The organism is Crateriforma spongiae (assembly GCF_012290005.1).
GTDB classification, from domain to species: Bacteria; Planctomycetota; Planctomycetia; order Pirellulales; family Pirellulaceae; genus Crateriforma; species Crateriforma spongiae.
On sequence record NZ_JAAXMS010000010.1, the window covers coordinates 41,324 to 58,483 of the forward strand.

12 protein-coding genes are annotated in these 17,160 nt (G+C 57.6%); 6 read left to right on the plus strand and 6 right to left on the minus strand.

Going from position 1 to position 17,160, the window contains the following annotated elements; genetic code table 11:
- Positions 1-2: 2 nt before the first annotated feature.
- A complete protein-coding gene (locus HFP54_RS22205; RefSeq protein WP_168566838.1) occupies positions 3-1,862 on the minus strand; it encodes a DUF3352 domain-containing protein in 1,860 nt (619 codons plus the stop codon).
- 479 nt (positions 1,863-2,341) lie between these two features.
- Between HFP54_RS22205 and HFP54_RS22210 the strand changes: the two genes are divergently transcribed.
- Positions 2,342-2,971 carry a BON domain-containing protein gene (locus HFP54_RS22210; RefSeq protein ID WP_146412982.1) on the plus strand — a complete coding sequence of 210 codons (630 nt, stop codon included), beginning with the start codon at positions 2,342-2,344 and terminating at the stop codon, positions 2,969-2,971.
- Positions 2,972-3,128: 157 nt separating this feature from the next.
- Here the strand turns inward: HFP54_RS22210 and tpx are convergent, their stop codons facing one another.
- Positions 3,129-3,644: a thiol peroxidase gene (gene tpx, locus HFP54_RS22215; RefSeq protein WP_168566839.1), complete on the minus strand. Its 516-nt coding sequence runs from the start codon at positions 3,642-3,644 to the stop codon at positions 3,129-3,131.
- A gap of 188 nt (positions 3,645-3,832) precedes the next feature.
- Between tpx and HFP54_RS22220 the strand changes: the two genes are divergently transcribed.
- A complete protein-coding gene (locus tag HFP54_RS22220; RefSeq protein ID WP_390658123.1) occupies positions 3,833-6,055 on the plus strand; it encodes a hypothetical protein in 2,223 nt (740 codons plus the stop codon).
- Positions 6,056-6,199: 144 nt separating this feature from the next.
- On the opposite strand, the gene HFP54_RS22225 is transcribed toward HFP54_RS22220, so the two are convergent.
- Both HFP54_RS22225 and HFP54_RS22230 read right to left on the minus strand, forming a co-directional pair.
- Positions 6,200-6,550 (minus strand): hypothetical protein, encoded by a 351-nt coding sequence (locus HFP54_RS22225; RefSeq protein ID WP_146412979.1) that lies wholly within the window; start codon positions 6,548-6,550, stop codon positions 6,200-6,202.
- A 176-nt stretch (positions 6,551-6,726) separates the two neighbouring features.
- Positions 6,727-7,389: an HAD family hydrolase gene (locus tag HFP54_RS22230; RefSeq protein WP_146412978.1), complete on the minus strand. Its 663-nt coding sequence runs from the start codon at positions 7,387-7,389 to the stop codon at positions 6,727-6,729.
- 203 nt (positions 7,390-7,592) lie between these two features.
- Between HFP54_RS22230 and HFP54_RS22235 the strand changes: the two genes are divergently transcribed.
- Positions 7,593-8,405 (plus strand): TerC family protein, encoded by an 813-nt coding sequence (locus HFP54_RS22235; protein ID WP_197136615.1) that lies wholly within the window; start codon positions 7,593-7,595, stop codon positions 8,403-8,405.
- 68 nt (positions 8,406-8,473) lie between these two features.
- Here HFP54_RS22235 and HFP54_RS22240 read toward each other — a convergent pair whose 3' ends face one another.
- Positions 8,474-11,308 (minus strand): dockerin type I domain-containing protein, encoded by a 2,835-nt coding sequence (locus tag HFP54_RS22240; RefSeq protein WP_168566841.1) that lies wholly within the window; start codon positions 11,306-11,308, stop codon positions 8,474-8,476.
- Positions 11,309-11,943: 635 nt separating this feature from the next.
- On the opposite strand from HFP54_RS22240, the gene HFP54_RS22245 reads away from it, so the two are divergent.
- Positions 11,944-13,476, plus strand: a complete 1,533-nt coding sequence (locus HFP54_RS22245) for a hypothetical protein (RefSeq protein ID WP_206036346.1) — start codon at positions 11,944-11,946, stop codon at positions 13,474-13,476.
- Positions 13,477-13,554: 78 nt separating this feature from the next.
- On the opposite strand, the gene zwf is transcribed toward HFP54_RS22245, so the two are convergent.
- Complete coding sequence (gene zwf / locus HFP54_RS22250) at positions 13,555-15,003, minus strand: glucose-6-phosphate dehydrogenase (RefSeq protein WP_146414294.1); 1,449 nt, start codon at positions 15,001-15,003, stop codon at positions 13,555-13,557.
- 143 nt (positions 15,004-15,146) lie between these two features.
- Here zwf and yidD point away from each other — a divergent pair, with 143 nt between their 5' ends.
- Together yidD and HFP54_RS22260 are read left to right on the plus strand one after the other, a co-directional pair.
- A complete protein-coding gene (gene yidD / locus HFP54_RS22255; protein ID WP_145299921.1) occupies positions 15,147-15,356 on the plus strand; it encodes a membrane protein insertion efficiency factor YidD in 210 nt (69 codons plus the stop codon).
- 321 nt (positions 15,357-15,677) lie between these two features.
- Entirely contained in the window at positions 15,678-17,153 is a 1,476-nt protein-coding gene (locus HFP54_RS22260; RefSeq protein ID WP_168566942.1) for a Gfo/Idh/MocA family protein, read from the plus strand.
- Positions 17,154-17,160: the final 7 nt, after the last annotated feature.

Sequence of the window (17,160 nt, forward strand, 5' to 3'; positions counted from 1 at the left end):
CGCTATTCCAGCGGTTTCAGCGTAAAGGTGCCGATGTGAATCCCGCCAGGTTCGTCGTAAGCGAACATTCCGCCGGCGCCGAAGTATTTTTCGAACTGAGAGAACTCGGGCAGCTCATCACGTTCCAACAGTTCGACAAACTTCCGTGCCAAGACATTGTCTTCGCCCACGCGGCGAAGAAACTGTCGCGTACTGGGATTCTTGGTCAGTTCAAACATCTGACGAAAATAGTCCGACCCACGGACATAGCTGATCATGAACGGTTGTTCGCCGTCCAACTTGCCGCCCAATTCACCGGACACCAACCCATATTCCGGTTCACCGTCCAAACCGGGCAGCACACCGGCATTGGTTTGCACCATCCGCTGGATGAACGCTTGGCTGTCGCAGAAAACGATCCAGTTGCCCAATTGAAACAGCGTCGGTTCGGGACGCCGAAGTCCCTCGGGCATTTTCTGGTTACGATTTCGATTCAAGTCATAGGTCATTGTGCCGGCGATCACGACCGGCTTCATGGCGTTGGGAAAACGCTTCACCAAACGATCAAAGACTTCGGTCACCTGATCACGATCGTTGACTTCGAATCCGAAGCAATTGATTTGGCTGTTGATTCGCATCGGCGGTTCCAACCAACGAACACTGACCATCCGCCCGGTCGACAGCGGCAAGATTTCGTTCTGCAAACTGATGCCGGTACGTTTCTGCAGCGGTTCTTCCATGAAACGGTCGACGCTTCCTTCACCGTTGAACTTGTCCAGGATCTTGCCCAAGTTTTCCAGAGTCTGAGGAAAGTCCCAGTGAACCGTCATGTAGCTGGTCGCATCGGCCGGCACCCAAGCCGGGGGAACGGTGTCACCGGTGGACGGACGCAAAACACCAAAGAATCCATCGCGAGGCGTGTCGATGACAATGTGCAGGTGCGAAATATCGTCAAAGAACTCGCCGCCCTGAAACGTGCTGCCGCCGATACCGCGAATCTTCGAGATGCCCAATTGTTCGATCAGCGGCCAAGCCAGCGCGGCCGCACCGCCGTTGGCTTTGATGATGCGTTCGACAATGTGGTAGGGATCGACGAAGAACGTCAGCTGTGGCATCGTGTCTTCGGCGCCGACGCTACGGCTGAGCACGGAAGTGAAGTCGTTGTTGTTGGCAAACGAAGGACTGGTGTCTTCTTTGACCCAACGCTTCAGCACGCTTCCAGCGGTATCCTGCCCGACACCGATGGCTATCGCACCATCGCGTACAAAGTATTCCACCGGAGGACGCCCGACGCGTGGCGGCAACCAACGCACCAACTTCGTCCCGTCGATGGTGGCATCGCGTCGGATCAGCCGATCCTTAGCCAACTGTGTTTCGAACTTTTCCAGCAGCCGATTGATGGTTTCGATATTGTCCTTGGCGTCGACGATCAAGACGAAGGCGAAGCCGTTTTGCTGGCGGCGTTTTTGGGCAAGACGACGTTTGATGGCTTCTTCCGATTCATCGTCTTCGTCATCGCGAACCTCTTGATCGGGATCCGGTTCCGGCATCAGTTGCGGCACCAGAGCCAATGCGACTTGGCCCTGCGGGATATTCAACAACTCTCCCAATTCGACGCCGATCACCGCGGAGATCTCTTGGAACGATTCGTCAAGCACGCCATACACGTCTGACACGAAGGGTTTCATCTGTGGGTCCTGCATCATGCGGCCCATTGAGGTGCGTCCGAATCCTTCACGGATGTCTTGCACGTCGGCGATGCGGATGTACGCCAACGTGTCCTGCGGCAGCAGCATTGGCGCGCCCGGCAGCGATGATTCGGCATCAGCCGCAACGGCAGATCGCTGCCAGGGCAGCACCGCGGAGACGACCAGAAGCGGCATCAATAATCGACAGAACCGATCAAGACGGGAGCGGCGAGATCGCGGAAACATCGTGGGGAATCCGGAAGATAGAGGGGAATGGCTGTTGGGCAGACGAAAACCTTCGCACGGTGGCCGGTGACACCGCGAGTCGCGGGTGATGGGTCGGCGTTCTCCGTGCGTTGGCCAGCTTATTCGATTCGACCGTTACGATCTTGGCATCTGTTCAACCTGAACAGGCAAATCGATCTCCCGTCGACCCGATCCAGAACCTTTGACGGGGCCAACGGTTAAAATCATGTGAACTGTCAAGCAGGCCGGTCGGAAGATCCGATGCAAGCGAGGCGACGATTTCACGTCGTCACAGACGCGGGCATCGGTTCCCTGCGGTGGGCTTCAAAAAGTCCATCGAGCCACGCCGAACATTGGCCGTTGAATTCTGGCGAAACTCGCCAGACAACACCCCGTCACGTAAACGCACAGTCCGCGGGAACGCTTTTATGCTTCACCGAATTCGCTTCATTGTCACTTTACTTGCCGCCAGTGCCGCTGTGTCCTGCGGCGTCGCGTCGGCACAAACCGCACCGACCGGCGGCGCGGCGACCGACAGCGCGGCATCGCAGGTGTCCGGTGGTTTGACCAATTCGTCGCTGAACCAAGCAATCGACGCGACGATCGAACGCTCCGGCGGCATCGGCGAATCGACCAGCGAAGGCATCGGATCGACACGCAATTCATCGACGACGACCACCACGGGCCGAACCGGCGGTGGTGGGGCGACCGGCGGATTCGGCGGCCTGGGAGGCGGTGGGTTGGGATCGCTGTTCGGCAACGCCTTTGGATTCGGCGGCAACGCGGGGGGAAACAATCAACCCAGCATCCGCACCCGCGTCCGCAGTGCCGTACAAGTGCCTCCGCGTCCGGCCACGCAAGTTCGCAGTTCCGCCGTGAAGACCTTCAGCCGTTTGAACCGCCGCGGCTACGGCGGTGTGAACGTTCAAGTCACCGGGCAAACCGCAACGCTGCAGGGGACGGTTGCCAGTGAAAAAGATCGACGAATGAGCGAGCTGTTGATGCGACTGGAACCCGGCATTTATGACGTCCAAAACAATTTGCAGGTCGCCCCGTAAGCCCGCGGTTGAATTGCGTGGGCACAACCTCGCCCCGCTTCGCGAACTGATTCACGACCGGCCCAAAACAACGACAGGCTCGAACAGATTTCATCTCTGTTCGAGCCTGTTTTCTGTTCGAGCCTGTTTACCGTCGGGCTAGGTCCGATGACCGGCTTCAGACCAGCTTTTTCAGTTCGGCAAGTGCCGCGTCGTAGTCCGGTTCTTCGGCAACTTCCGGAACGATTTGGGTGTAAACAACCTTGCCATCGGCATCCAACAAGACGACCGCACGCGCCAACAGTTTCAGTTCGGCGATGGTCAAACCGTAATCGCGACCGAAATCGTGGGTCTGGTAATCGCTGGCCGTTTTCATGTTGATGTCTTCGGCACCGCAAAATCGCTTCTGTGCGAACGGCAAGTCGCGGCTTACTGTCACAGCGTTGATCGAATCGCCCATCGCGGCCAATTCTTGATTAAACCGTTTGGTCTGGATGGCACAGGTGGGCGTATCCAGGCTGGGCACAACGCTGATGATCGTCGGTTTGCCCTTCAAATCGGCCAAGGTCAGCGTTTCCAACCCGTTGCCTGCGAAATGCAAGGTGAAATCCGGCGCCGGGCCGCCGACGGTCAACTCGTCACCTTCCAAGGTCATCGGATTGCCTTTGAAAGTGATCACTCCACTGCGGCTCATTGGAAAACTCCTTAAAATCTGGATTTCGCGTAATCGGTCGTCGCGTTGCGAGAAAGAACTATCGGCGTCACACCGATAGGGGCGGAAAGTATGTCGGCTTCCTCTGGTCCAGTGAATGGGGCAAACTTGAACCGCGTCGCGATCTTGGATGTGTTGCCGGAAGGTTGATTGAAGTGATTCGTTTTGCCATTGGAACCCTGACGCTTTTCGGACTGCTGTTGGGCGGTATTTGCCGGGAAACCATCGCGGCGGATGGCTCGCGGTACGCACACCACGACGGCAACGCCAGGTTTCTGCACCACATCGATTTGTATGATGTCAACAATCGCAAGATCACGCCGGAATCCGACCAGCCGTATTCTCCACTGAACACCTGTGGCCGATGCCACGACTACCAGACGATCGCACACGGCTGGCACTTCAACGCACTTTTGGAATCGGGTTTGCGCCCGGATGACGGTCGAGCCTCGGAACCATGGATCTGGACCGACCCCCGGACCGGAACCCAGTTGCCGCTATCGACACGCGATCACGGGGACCGCTTCGATCCACGCGAGATCGGAATCAGCGATTTCGAATTGATTCGTCACTTTGGTGCGCGGCTTCCCGGCACCATCGCGGTTCCCGCCGAATCTGATTCGGAGAAACCATCCGCGGACGCCGCCGAAGATGATTCGTCCGAGCCCGGTGTCGAAACCCGCTGGGAATTGACCGGGACGTTGGAAATCGACTGCATGGTTTGTCACGCGGTGTCGGGTCGATACGACATGGAACTTCGCCGCGAACAAGTCGAAAAAGAAAACTTTGCGTGGGTCCCCACCGCCGCGATTCGCTTGGGCATCGTCAACGGGGAAGCGTCGCGCATCAAAACTGGTTCGGACCTCAGCGACGAATCGGTCCAGTCGAAACTGCCCACCGTCGAATATGACGCCAACCGATTCGGCCAAGACGGAACCGTGTTTTTTGACCTGGTCCGCATGCCCGAGGACAACGCTTGTTACCAATGCCACAGCAATCGCAGCGTTGGTGATCACGGGATTGAACCTCGTTGGATTCACGACGAAGACATCCACTTGCGTGCCGGCATGGTGTGTGTCGATTGCCATCGCAACGGCATCGATCACGACATCGTGCGGGGGTTCGAAGGCCAAATTCACGTGACCGGCCAATCGATCCAAACACTCAGCTGTCGCGGCTGCCATTACGGTGTGACTGACGAAAGCACCGCAGAAACGATTGCGTTGGCTGGTCGGCTTGCGTCCCCGATGCCCGAGCACGCCGGATTGCCTGCGTTGCACTTTGAAAAGTTGGCATGCACGACCTGCCACAGCGGACCGGCCCCGAGTGAATCGGCGAAGCGGACGATGACATCCCTGGCCCATTCGCTGGGATCCAAGGACCACCGCACCGGCGATGAATGGCCGGCCATCATTGGCCCGATTTACGATCAATTGACGCAACGATGGGATCAGGCAATGTCGGATGAAGACGCGGGTCAGGAATCACCAAATTCATCAGATGACGAGGCCGACACCGGGCACCATGCCGAAACGGGCCACCAACATCAGCCGCCCGAATCGATGATCTATCCCCAGCGTGGCATGTGGCCGTCATTTTTCGCATCGGTGGATGGCGATGCTTTGACGCCGTTGCCACCGGAGACCGTCTTTGAAGTCACCCGTCGTTCGCTGCGAGTTCGCAAAGACTTTGTCGCCGAATTGACGCTTCCAAAGCTCGGCCGCAGCGACCGTCAAGAAGTCTTGGGCGAAGAACGCGGCGGGCTGAAAGATGAAGAATTGACGACCGACGAGCTGGCCAAGTTGGAACAGAAACAAGCCGAACTTGGCAGAGCCGAATTTGATGAGAAGCTGGCTGCGGCGTTGGAAGCAATCCAAAAGGAGATGCAAGTCGAACGTGCCGCCTATGTTTCGGCGGGCCAAGTGTATGTCACGCGAACATCGGCGGATCTGAACGATGACGTCTGGGACGGGTCGGGCACTGCGGACTCATTGACCGAGCTCGCACTGTTGGATCCGGGCAAGTTCGCGGAATCGACCCAGCAATCGATCGACCTTCTGACGTGGCCGTTGGCCCACAATGTTCGCGGCGCCGGTCAAGCCTTGGGTGCCAAGGGTTGTTTGGAATGCCACAGTGATCAGGGCAAGGTCTTTACGTCCACGGTCCAAGCGGTCGGTCCGGCACCCTTTGACGGTGACGTACGTACGATGGCTTCTCTGCAAGGCATCGACGAAGATCAGCGTCTGCGATGGAACCAGATGTTTACCGGACGGTATCTGTTCAAGTACGTCATCGGCGGATCGCTGTTGGTCGTGTTCATCGCGATCCTTGGCGGTCTGGCCGCCAAAGCCGGTGCATTGTCCGTCTTCGGCGAAAACTATCGCGCATCGTGACGATGCCGCCGCGGCGGGCAAGTGGCTTTCCACCGCCAGTCATTGCATCGGCGCATGAAAAAACGCCTGACCGTATTCGGGTCAGGCGCGATACGCATTTCTGCGGTTGTTTCGTTTGTCGATTACCAATCACGTGTCACGTGATCAGTCGCGGACGATCACTTTGCCAAAGTGGGTGATGACCACATCGACGCAGTGACCACAGCATTGGAACTTGTAGGTCAAAACCTTGCGTCCCAAGAATCCACGCTTGCAAGAAACCAGGCAAGGAACTTCACCCGCACAGCAAGCCGGCACGCATGCGGTGACTTGGTGCTTGCAGCAGGTGGTCGGGTCGGTCACGCACCAGGTGACCGGAACCGGCGGCGGCGGGCAGCAGCAAACCGGAGCCGGTTCGCAACAGGAGCTCAGACAACCCGCATCGGCGGGGGCGGCCGTGATGGCCACGAGTGCAGCGGCGGTCAGCGCCAGCGTCACGTTTCGCAGTGATTTCATCGTTGTACCTCTCGTTTAGTCGTCGACGAACTGGAAAGATGTTCCAAATTCAATATTGGTGATCTTTCTGACGACATCAACCAGACACAACGACGCGGGGCAAAACAGGCAAACCGCCGTCGGCATATCCGCGACGACCGGTACGACACGGTCGCCAAACGGCCGCCGCCCCCGTCCTAGCCGCGAAATTCTGGATCCACCAAGGCCAACAGCCGGGGATCCACCAGGGAATCGGCGACCAAATGGGCCCCTGAGAAGTCTTGGTTTTTTGTATGACGACTGGGGATGGAAACCGTGACGGCGCCACTGGCCACCGCCGCGGCGGTCCCATTTCCGCTGTCTTCCAGCACCAACATGGTCTTGGGATCGATCCCCATCCGATCGGCCGCCATTTGATAAATCTGCGGGTCGGGTTTGCCGCGGGTGACATCGTCACCGGACAAGATGAAGTGCAAATCCCCCGCCCATGAAACCGTCGGCAAAATCCGATCGACGAATTTGCGGCGGCTGCTGGTAGCCAGGCCAAACGGCAGCCCGCTTTGTTTCAGGGTGTCGATCCATTGCTGAAGCCCCGGCATCGGATCCGGCCCGTTACCAAGTTGAACCGCATACAACTGTTCGCTTTCGGCCAACAGATCCACGGGATCATCGTCCAGCGAATGAAAATCGATCATTTGCTGCATCGCCGCAACGCCGACACGGCCCATCATGCGATCTTGCAATGGTTGGCTGAACCGATGCCCGCGTCGAATCAAGATTTCATCACCGACGGCCCAGTAAAGCTTTTCGGTATCGAACAACAGGCCGTCCATGTCCAAAGCTACGCCACAAATTTTCATCGTCTGGCTCTATCATCCCCATCGTCGGGTGGAATCGTGATCGCGGTTCCGATAATGTTCCGCCATCTTCATTTCAGTCGTTTGCTGATTTTGATGCCGCGGAACCACATCGACAATCACAGTGCATCGACATCGTGGCGAAGGTGTCGCATCATCCGCGACTGTCTTTTCATTCCTAAATCTGCGATTCACCGAGACATCCGATGCCCGAATTCCTTCAGGAACTGCTTTCACTGCACGGGATTTTCACACTAGGAATGCTGGTGCTGCTGCAAGTCGTGTTGGGATTCGACAACCTGCTGTACATCTCAATCGAAAGCAAACGAGTCGAACCGTCGGAGCAATCCAAGGTTCGCAAATTGGGTATCGGACTGGCGATCGTGTTCCGCATCGTCTTGCTGTTCGTGGTCGTGAATTTGATCGAGATGTTGAAGGATCCCTTTCTATCGATCGCGGACAACAACATTTTGACCATGGCATTGTCCGGCCATGCGTTGATTGTTCTGTTCGGCGGCGGCTTCATCCTTTGGACCGCAATCAAAGAGATTTATCACTTGTTGGCGGTCGAAGAAATCGATCACGACACGAAGCGAAGTGCACAAACAAGCGTCGCCAAAGCCATCACGATGATCGTGTTGATGAACCTGGTGTTTTCATTTGATTCCATTCTCAGTGCGCTCGCACTGACCGACGACATGCTGATCATGGCACTGGCAATCATCACCAGCGGATGCCTGATGATTTTGCTGGCCGATCGCGTGGCCGAGTTTTTGAAGAAGAATCGGATGTACGAAGTCTTGGGACTGTTCATCCTATTCATTGTCGGTGTGATGCTGGTTAGCGAAGGCGGTGAACTTGCCGCGTTGCATCTGTTCGGTCACGAAGTCCATGCGATGGCCAAGAGCACGTTCTACTTTGTCTTGGCCGTCCTGATCATCGTGGACGTCGTTCAGAGCCGTTATCAACGACGTTTGCTGGCACAAAAGAAGGCGGAAACGGCCAAGGCGGCGGCCTAGCCATTGGTGCCGGCATCGGCGATCAGATCCACGCCGGTTTTCGGCAGCAAAAAATTGATGCCGTGTGCCTAGACGGTTTCGTTGGACAACGGATCCAACCAAGGATCCAGTTCGTCGTCGTCATCGTCGTTGTGATTGCGGATGGCAATGTCCACGGCCTGTGGATGATCGATCGCCATGGATGATGACGCGGGTTTCGGCTGGGCCATTTGGAACGCCTTGGGTTCGGCTGGTGGATCGGTTTCCGTCCCCTCACCCTCGGCTTGGCCGCCACCATTGTTTCCACCGGTGCTGACCAGTTCACCGCGATTCAACCGGTTCACGATCAACAACACGTCCAACGCCGTCACCATGCCGTCGCCGTTGACGTCATAGGACATTGCCGGGTTCCCTTCGCCCACCGGTCCGGGACCATAGGTGTTCAAGTAATTGATCACCAGCAACGCGTCTTGGGCTGTAATGTCGTCGTTGCCGTTGACGTCTAGCGGCTGGTCTTCGTTATGGAACGGACGGTCATTGGCCAACACTGTGACGACGAACGATCGCACCAGCGGTGCAATGGCGGCGTTGTCGTTTTGCGCCGTGATTTCGACTTGGATTTCTGGGGTGTCGCTTCGAACGACCCAGCTTCCCGGCAACAGCTTCAAGGTGCCCGCGACGACTTCAAAACTGGGGTCATCGACGCCGAACGAATAGCCGTTGGGCCGGGTCACGCCATCGATCGCCAGAACGCCGACAACATCGCCCGGCACGTACTCGATCACCGTGTCGCCGTCCAAAGTCATGTCGGACGGCGCTTCGACTTCGTCGCGGACCACCACCGTCACCGCTTGGGTGAATCGGTCATCGTTGAACGCATCAAACGCGGTCACATTGACCGTGACCTCTTTTTCGGCCTCGTAGTCCAAGGCAACGCCTGGTGCCAGACGCAAATGCGTTTCTTCGATCGTGAACCGTTCGTCATCGACCGACAACTCGTAAAACTGTTCGACGTCCTGGTCTTCGACAATCAGTTCGGCAACGATGTCGCCAAATGCGTTTTCCGAAACAAACGCTCGGTCCGGCGTGATGCCGGTGATCGGATCGTTCGCGTCGATCAGCGACACGGTGACTTGTTCGGTCAAGACCGTCTGGGTGTCGGGGTCTTGGATGGACAATTCCATCTGAATGATGGGTTCTTCTTCGAAGTCCAGTTGCCCACCGGCGAAAATGATGTCGCCGTCGATTTCACCGAACCGCGGATCACTGATTTGGATCGTATGATCTTGCCCATCGGGATCGTGGACATCGATGGAACCTAAGACCGAACCGATTAGCACGCTTTCGGCGACCGACGGCAAATGAATCGTGACGCCGGTGGGATCGTCGGGAACCGACGTGACCACAACCGGAATTTGAATGGGGGTCACCGAACGCCCGTCGGCCAAAATCAACTGCAACACATCGTTGCCGTTGAAGTCCATCACCGGGCGATAGATCAGGCTGCCGTCGGGGTTAACAGTCACGTCGGAATGGTCGCTGGGCGGTCCCGGCAGCACGACAACCCGATCACCGTCACCGTCTTCGATCGCCGATCCGATCGTTGCGGCGGGCACCATCAAGTTCTGGTCTTCGGGTGTTTGCAGCCCAGGCACATTAGCCAAAGCCGGCGATTGATTGGAACCAACCAAACGAACGCCGAAACCGACTCGCGTTTCGGCTTCATCGGACGTCAGCGTGACGCGATGAGCGGTGGGCGATTGAAGTTTGACTTCAGCGATTCCTGCCGCGCCAACCAAAGCCAACGATTCGATACCCGATGAAGGGTCGATTCGGCCCGGAAGGAACGAGCTGATTGCACCAACACTGGTCGCTTCGACGGGCAACTGCGCGATCTGATTGCCGCCCCCGAGTTCCAAAACTTTCAGGGTGCTGTCGATCGGCGAAAACGCCCACAAAAGTTCTCGCGCCGGATCCAGGCGAACCGGACCCGCCAGATCGTTAAATTGGAACAGCGGTGCGAATTGATTATTGACGTCGACCACGGTGACACCACCACTGGTGTCCCGCAGCAACAACAAACCGGCCGCGTCGTCGAAATCCAAGACGTCACCGGCACCGGATATCTCGGTCGCTGTCGTCGGAATCGGAGACGCCGTCAGGTTGCTCCACAATTCCACCGCGACGCCGTCTTCGCCGGGGGTGACCAAGACGCTGCGCGGGCCACTGCGGCTGGACACAAACTGGCTATCGGCCGCAACGACTTGCTGTGTCGATGAAAGTGAAATGTTGCCCGGATCGGTCGCATCGATGGAGTGAACGACGGTGGACGATTCGCCGGATTCTTCGACCGTGGCGATCGCCAAACCTCGCCCGTCGCCGTCGACGGCAACCTTGTGCCAGGTCCGCGTCTGGCCTTCGGCCGCGTTACCAACATCCAGCGTGTCGATCGATTGGTCCTGGTGATTGGCGATGAACAGTTCGCCGGCATCGGCACCGGCCCCGACGACCAAGGTTCGTTCGCTGGAAAGCGTGGCCGCGTCGCCCAAAGCCGCACCGACGCCTAATCGGCTGACGCCCGCACCATTCAGGTCGGCGATGACCAATTCCGTACCATCGACGCCGATGATCCGCTGGCCGTCACCGTGAAGCGAATCCAATCCGGACAGAGCAAACTGGTTCGCAGTGGCGGTCAACTGCGCCGGAAAGTGTTGCGACTGTGAAGCCGCGCCGTCGAAAAGCCGAACCGCGTAGCTGCCGGGATCCAGATCCGAGAATTCGAATCGTCCTTGTGCATCGGTCAACGCAAAGGATTCACCCGCGTCGTAGTCGCCGTTTTCGTTGGCGTCCAGAAACACCAATCGCTGGGGCAGGGGATTTTCGCCGTCGCCACGTTGAAAACTGTGATCGATGTCGTCGAACACGACACCCGTAATCGCAGCCAAAACGCGCCGGTTGCTTAACCGTTCCAGCCGCAGTCGTCGTCGTGTGGTTTGCCGCCTGGACATATGTAACCGTCAGCTCAATCGTGCCGTTGTTTTGATCCCGATGCTCATTTGATTTGCCCCACCGCGACGTGAAATCACCTGGCCGCGGCGTTGAATTCGCTGGTCGGCACCACCACGAAATCCCCCCATCATCCTAGACCGCAACACTGCGTCACGAACTTGGAAGCGGTCACCGACGCAAAAGTTCCCTCGTTCGTCTGGTCGAATCGCCGACAATCGGGGGCACTGTCGTCGATGATCGCACGCCACGCCCCGCAAGAGGGGCCCGAGGTCCGTTCGCCGGTGGTTTTCAAACGATTCTAGGCCAAAGCCTTTGACGTTGAATGCCCTAGCACGCGTGTTTTCGGGATTTTCGCCGCCCAAGATCCGGTCGCAATGGTCTATCATGACACGAGCCCAAGCGGATCGAACGCGCGCGCCCTCTGGTGTCTATAAAACCCGCCGGCGGCCGGCCGAACCCATCGACTCCGCGGTTTTCGTCAAGAAAAAGGACGTTTTCCCCGATGCGACTTTCCCATCTTCTGCGGGCTGCCTGGTTGGCCCTTTTCGCGATGTTGTTGGTATCCGCCGGCCCCGTTTCGGCCCAAGGGTACGGTGAAGACGACGGCGAAGAGGACTACGGATACGGTGAAGAAGAAGAATACGGCTATGGCGATGAGTACATGGACGGATATGGGTCTTCGTCCAGCCGAGGTGGTTCGACGTCGGAAATTCTGACGGCGATGCAAACCCAATTCAAATCCGAAATCGACATGACCGACTTGGCTGGCCTGTTTGGTCCGTCCGCCGGTGGCTCGGTCAACGCAGGGCCGGAATTGCTGAATCAGGCTCGGTCGGCCTACATGTCCGGTAATTTGCCGGTCGCTATGAAGCTGTACCACGCTCATTTGGCCGCAGAATACGACCAAGCTCAAGACGAAATCGCCAAGCTTCGCCTCAGCAAACTCCTCAGCCGACCGGTTTGGAACATCCGGTTCGGCGTGTCCATGATGGTCCGTGGCGATATCGAAGAAGGATACAACCCGATTTCCGCCAACATGCGGACCGCATCAAGCGGCGGATACGGCGGGGATGATTACGGTTACGGCGACGAAGGAGGCTATGGTGGCGATGGCTATGGTGGCGAAGAAGACTACGGGTACGGCGACGAGGAACCCGATTACGGCTACGGCGACGAATACGGCGGGGGATCGGGAATGGACGCCTATGGATCGGGCGGCCCGGGCCGGAATCAGCCGCCACCTCGTGTCGTGGAAATGCTAAGCGGTACCGTCGACGCCCAATTCAAAGAAGTCATCGGTTCGGTCAGCGAAATGTTCGCACAACGTTTCGCCGAACACTACAAAGCCGGACATTTCGGCGCCGCGTTGGCTGACGTCACGCCTCCGCCCAAGAAAGAAAACAACCGTGGCGGATACGGCGGCCGCCGTGGCGAGGAGCCCGAACCAGAAGCCCAGTACGCGATCACCGACGAATTTTCGCCCAACACGGACTATCCGCTTTGGCAACCAGGGCTGTTGTTTATCGGCGAAGGCGAACACGAATCCATGCTGGACAAGGCCACGGAGGCCGGATGTGATTTCCTGTTCCATTTCGACGTCGCGATTCGGCTGGAAGGTAAAAAGCCGCCGCGAAATATCTGTCGCTGCCGTCTGTACCACGTCGGTTCGGGCAAAGCTTTTGCCGCCAGCGGTGCGTTTGACAATTACGAGGTCATGGCCAGCAAGCAGCGTCGCGGCCGCGGTCGACAACAGAGCGAAGATTACGATCCGGGCACCGCACACATCAATGATTCGCTGGACCAGTTGTTCGCAACGATCAAATTGAAATTGGTGACCGCGGACATGCCCGAGCTAAGCGAGAAAGCCGCGGAGTATCGCGTCAGCAAGTTGCTAAGCGGTGATCCCGGCCAAGTCCTGGAACGGTTGGCCGAGATCCGGGCGTACCAATCGCGCGGATTGTTGAACGAAGACGACGTCGCCAAGGCGTATCAAATCATCGCGGGCAACGACGGCCTGACGTTACTGTACGGCAGCGATGAAGCCAAAATGGAAGTCGTCCAAAAGATGATCGACGTCGACTGATGTTGGTCCTTAGTCCGACGCAGCGGGCGCCAACCAGCAAGCCGGTCATCGAACCGGCTGGGCCGATGCTGACCGGAATCATCCGATCACCGGGCACACGTCGAACCATTCCCGTTTCTGCTTGGCCATCCAGTCGGTGCTTTCGGTGGGTCCCCAGAATCCGGCGGGATACCGGAACAGCGGCGGCGCCGCGGGACTGCGCCATGCTTCGATGATCGGGTCGATGATGCCCCAGGCCAATTCGACTTCGTCGCTGCGTGCAAACAGGCTGGCGTCACCGCTGATGGCATCCATCAACAGCCGTTGGTACGCGTCGGGCATTGACCCGCCGTTGCGACAGAAATTGAAGTCCAGCGTGCTGGTCCGCGTTTTCATCCCGGCGTCGGGCACTTTGGTTTGAAAGTGGATCTGGATGCCTTCGGCCGGCTGGACCTGAATCACCAAACGGTTGCGATCCGGCGACTTTCCGACTTCCCCGAATAACATGTGGGGAACCTGCCGGAATTGGATGACAATCTGCGTCGTGCGACAGGACAAACCTTTGCCACTGCGCAGATAAAACGGCACGTTTTTCCATCGCCAAGTATCGCAGTACAGTTTCAGTGCGGCAAAGGTTTCCGTTTGGCTGTTGGCCGGAACACCTTCTTCGTCCAGGTATCCGTCGTACTGGCCGCGAACGGTGTGGTTGGCAAAATCGCCGCCGGTCATCGGGCGGATGCTGTGCAGCACTTTGACCTTTTCGTCACGATTCATCGTCGAATCGTATTTCGCCGGCGGTTCCATCGCCGTGATCATCATCAGTTGCAACAGGTGATTCTGGAACATGTCGCGCAAGATGCCCGACGTGTCGTAGTACCCGGCACGACGACCGATAACGACCTCTTCGGCCACCGTGATTTGGACGTGATCGACGTAGTTTCGATTCCACAGCGGTTCGAAAATCGTGTTTCCGAAACGCATCGCAAAGATGTTTTGGACCGTTTCTTTGCCCAAGTAGTGGTCGATACGATAGATCTGGTCTTCGCGAAAGACTTGATGAATCGACTCGTTCAGTTTGCGGGCCGATTCCAAATCCGTTCCGAAGGGTTTTTCAATGATCACCCGGCGATAGCCGTCGCTATCATCGGCCAACCCGGCGGCCCCCAGTTGGCGAATGGCTTCTTCGTACAACTGAGGCATCGTCGACAGATAGTACAGCCGTCCGTCGGCCGGTGTGTCTTCGATCTCGCTCAGAAAGCCCGCCAATGACGTGAAGTCTTCGGCGCTCTTGATGTCACCGGGGTGATAAAAGACGTGTTGGCTGAATTGATCCCACGTTTCGGCGTCGAACAACTTGGGCGAAAACTTCGCCGTCGTCTCGCGTAGCGAATCCCGCCACTGCTGGTGTTCAAACTTGCTGCGCGACACGCCGACAATTCGCGTCGTCTTGGCCAAGCGTTTCTTGGCAAACATGCTATACAAGGCGGGGATCAGTTTCCGACTGGTCAGGTCGCCCGAAGCGCCAAAGATCACGATCGTGTCGGTCATGGTTCGCGATAGCTCCATCGGTTCCAAAAACGTCATCGATGCGAAACGGAACGATCCGCCGCTGCGCCCGCAGGATAGGCGACCGATCGTCGCAGCGGAACGGCACCAATTTTTTGAAACGGCCGCCGGAAAGGTTCGCCCCCATGCTTCAGCGTTTGGCCATCGCCGCGGTGCGTATGTATCAGACCACGATCAGCCCGCTGATCGGTGCCAGTTGCCGGTACACGCCCACATGCAGCGAGTACACCGTTCAAGCGATTCAGAAATACGGTCTGTGCCGGGGAATTTGGAAAGGCGTCTGCCGCATCGCGCGGTGCCATCCGTTTTCCCGCGGCGGATATGACCCGCCCTAACGCGGACAGAATGCGTTCTGAAACGGCACAGACCGCGCCGCCCACTTTCCCGACACTCTCGGCCCGATTCCCTGGGCACCCGGCAAGCCTGTGCCGCTATCGATCGACTGCCCAGCAGATGAAAGCGGACCGCCGGTGGTGCATAATGGGCGTTCCCGGCCGCGATGCGTGCCGCCCTACCTGAAACTTTGGTTTTCGATTCCCCAACATCCCTCCTGCCAGGATTACACCGCCGTGACCCGGAAAGCTCTCGCCAAAACCAAGCCTCAACGTCTATCTCGTCGCCAGTTCCATGGCATTGCCGGATCGGCGGCCGCATTGATGGTCCATTCGTCGGTATCGGCCGACAGCCCCAGCGGTGACATCGGTGTCGCGGTTTGCGGTGTCAACGGACGTGGCGGCAGCCACCTGGCCGCATTCATGAAAGAACCTCGCACGGTCGTCAACGTGATCGTCGACATCGACGAAGCGGTGGGACAAAAACGTGCCAGCGAGGTCGAACGAGAACAGGGTAAACGTCCCGTTGTCATCTCCGATGTCCGTGAAGCAGTCCAGCGGGATGACGTCAAAGTCGTCAGCTGTGCGACGCCGAACCACTGGCACGCATTGATCGGCGTTCTGGCGATGCAAAACGGCAAAGACGTTTATCTGGAAAAACCCATCAGCCACAACGTTCAAGAAGGCAGCGCCCTGGTGGCCGCCGCCAAGAAGTACGGCCGCATGTTGCAAACCGGCACCCAATGCCGCAGCAGCACCGCGTGCCAGGACGCGGTCGAGTTCATCAAGTCGGGCGGCATCGGCGAAGTCAAGTTCGCACGCGGCCTGTGTTACAAACGCCGCAAGTCGATCGGTGCATTGGGCGACTATGAAATCCCCGAACAAGTCGACTTTAATCTGTGGAGCGGTCCGGCCACGTTGACGGATCCCAAACTGACTCGGCAACGCTTCCATTACGATTGGCACTGGCAACGTCACTACGGCAACGGCGACTTGGGCAACCAAGGTCCGCACCAAACCGACATCGCGCGTTGGGGCTTGGGCGTCAACGTCCAACCCAATTCGATCCTGACCTATGGCGGTCGGCTGGGCTATCAAGCCGAACGTAACGACCCCAACTATGTCGATGCCGGCGACACCGGAAACACCGAAGTTTCGATCTATGATTACGGCGACAAGTGCATCGTGTTCGAAACACGTGGTCTGTCAGTGGACAATTCCGACGACGACGAAATCAACAAGCTGTTCGGGTTTAAAAAGGGCAACAAGATCGGCGTGATCTTTTACGGCAGCGACGGATACTTGGCCCAAACCAGCTATGGCAGCTGCGAGGCGTTCGACAAGAACATGAATTCGATCAAGAAGTTCGGTCACCAGTCGAAGTATGGCGATGGGTTCAACCTGAACGACGATCACTTCATGAACTTTCTGGACGCCGTGCAAACCCGTGACGCTTCGGTGCTGCACGCCGACGCGAACACCGGCCACCTGTCGGCATCGGTCAGCCACCTGGGCAACATTTCGTACTACTTGGGTGAAGACAACAAGGTTTCACCGGACGAACTGAAGCAACAACTGGCCAGTGTGAAGAGTCTGGATGACAATATCGAAACGGCCAATCGCACCTTGAAGCATTTGACCGACAACGGCGTTGACCTGGACAAGTATCCGGTTTCTCTGGGACCGCTGTTGAAGTTCGATCCGGAAACTGAAAAGTTCCTGAACAACGACCAGGCCAACGAATTGCTGACGCGACAGTACCGCGACGGATTTGAGGTCCCCGCACCGGCGGACGTTTGATCCGACC

What these genes read in the sequence shown, in the direction of transcription:
- HFP54_RS22205 (WP_168566838.1), bottom strand. Translation starts at nt 1,862, where the DNA reads ATGCCGCTTCTGGTCGTCTCCGCGGTGCTGCCCTGGCAGCGATCTGCC.
- tpx (WP_168566839.1), bottom strand. Translation starts at nt 3,644, where the DNA reads ATGAGCCGCAGTGGAGTGATCACTTTCAAAGGCAATCCGATGACCTTG.
- zwf (WP_146414294.1), bottom strand. Translation starts at nt 15,003, where the DNA reads ATGACCGACACGATCGTGATCTTTGGCGCTTCGGGCGACCTGACCAGT.
- HFP54_RS22210 (WP_146412982.1), top strand. Translation starts at nt 2,342, where the DNA reads ATGCTTCACCGAATTCGCTTCATTGTCACTTTACTTGCCGCCAGTGCC.
- HFP54_RS22230 (WP_146412978.1), bottom strand. Translation starts at nt 7,389, where the DNA reads ATGAAAATTTGTGGCGTAGCTTTGGACATGGACGGCCTGTTGTTCGAT.
- HFP54_RS22245 (WP_206036346.1), top strand. Translation starts at nt 11,944, where the DNA reads ATGTTGTTGGTATCCGCCGGCCCCGTTTCGGCCCAAGGGTACGGTGAA.
- yidD (WP_145299921.1), top strand. Translation starts at nt 15,147, where the DNA reads ATGCTTCAGCGTTTGGCCATCGCCGCGGTGCGTATGTATCAGACCACG.
- HFP54_RS22225 (WP_146412979.1), bottom strand. Translation starts at nt 6,550, where the DNA reads ATGAAATCACTGCGAAACGTGACGCTGGCGCTGACCGCCGCTGCACTC.
- HFP54_RS22260 (WP_168566942.1), top strand. Translation starts at nt 15,678, where the DNA reads ATGGTCCATTCGTCGGTATCGGCCGACAGCCCCAGCGGTGACATCGGT.
- HFP54_RS22235 (WP_197136615.1), top strand. Translation starts at nt 7,593, where the DNA reads ATGCCCGAATTCCTTCAGGAACTGCTTTCACTGCACGGGATTTTCACA.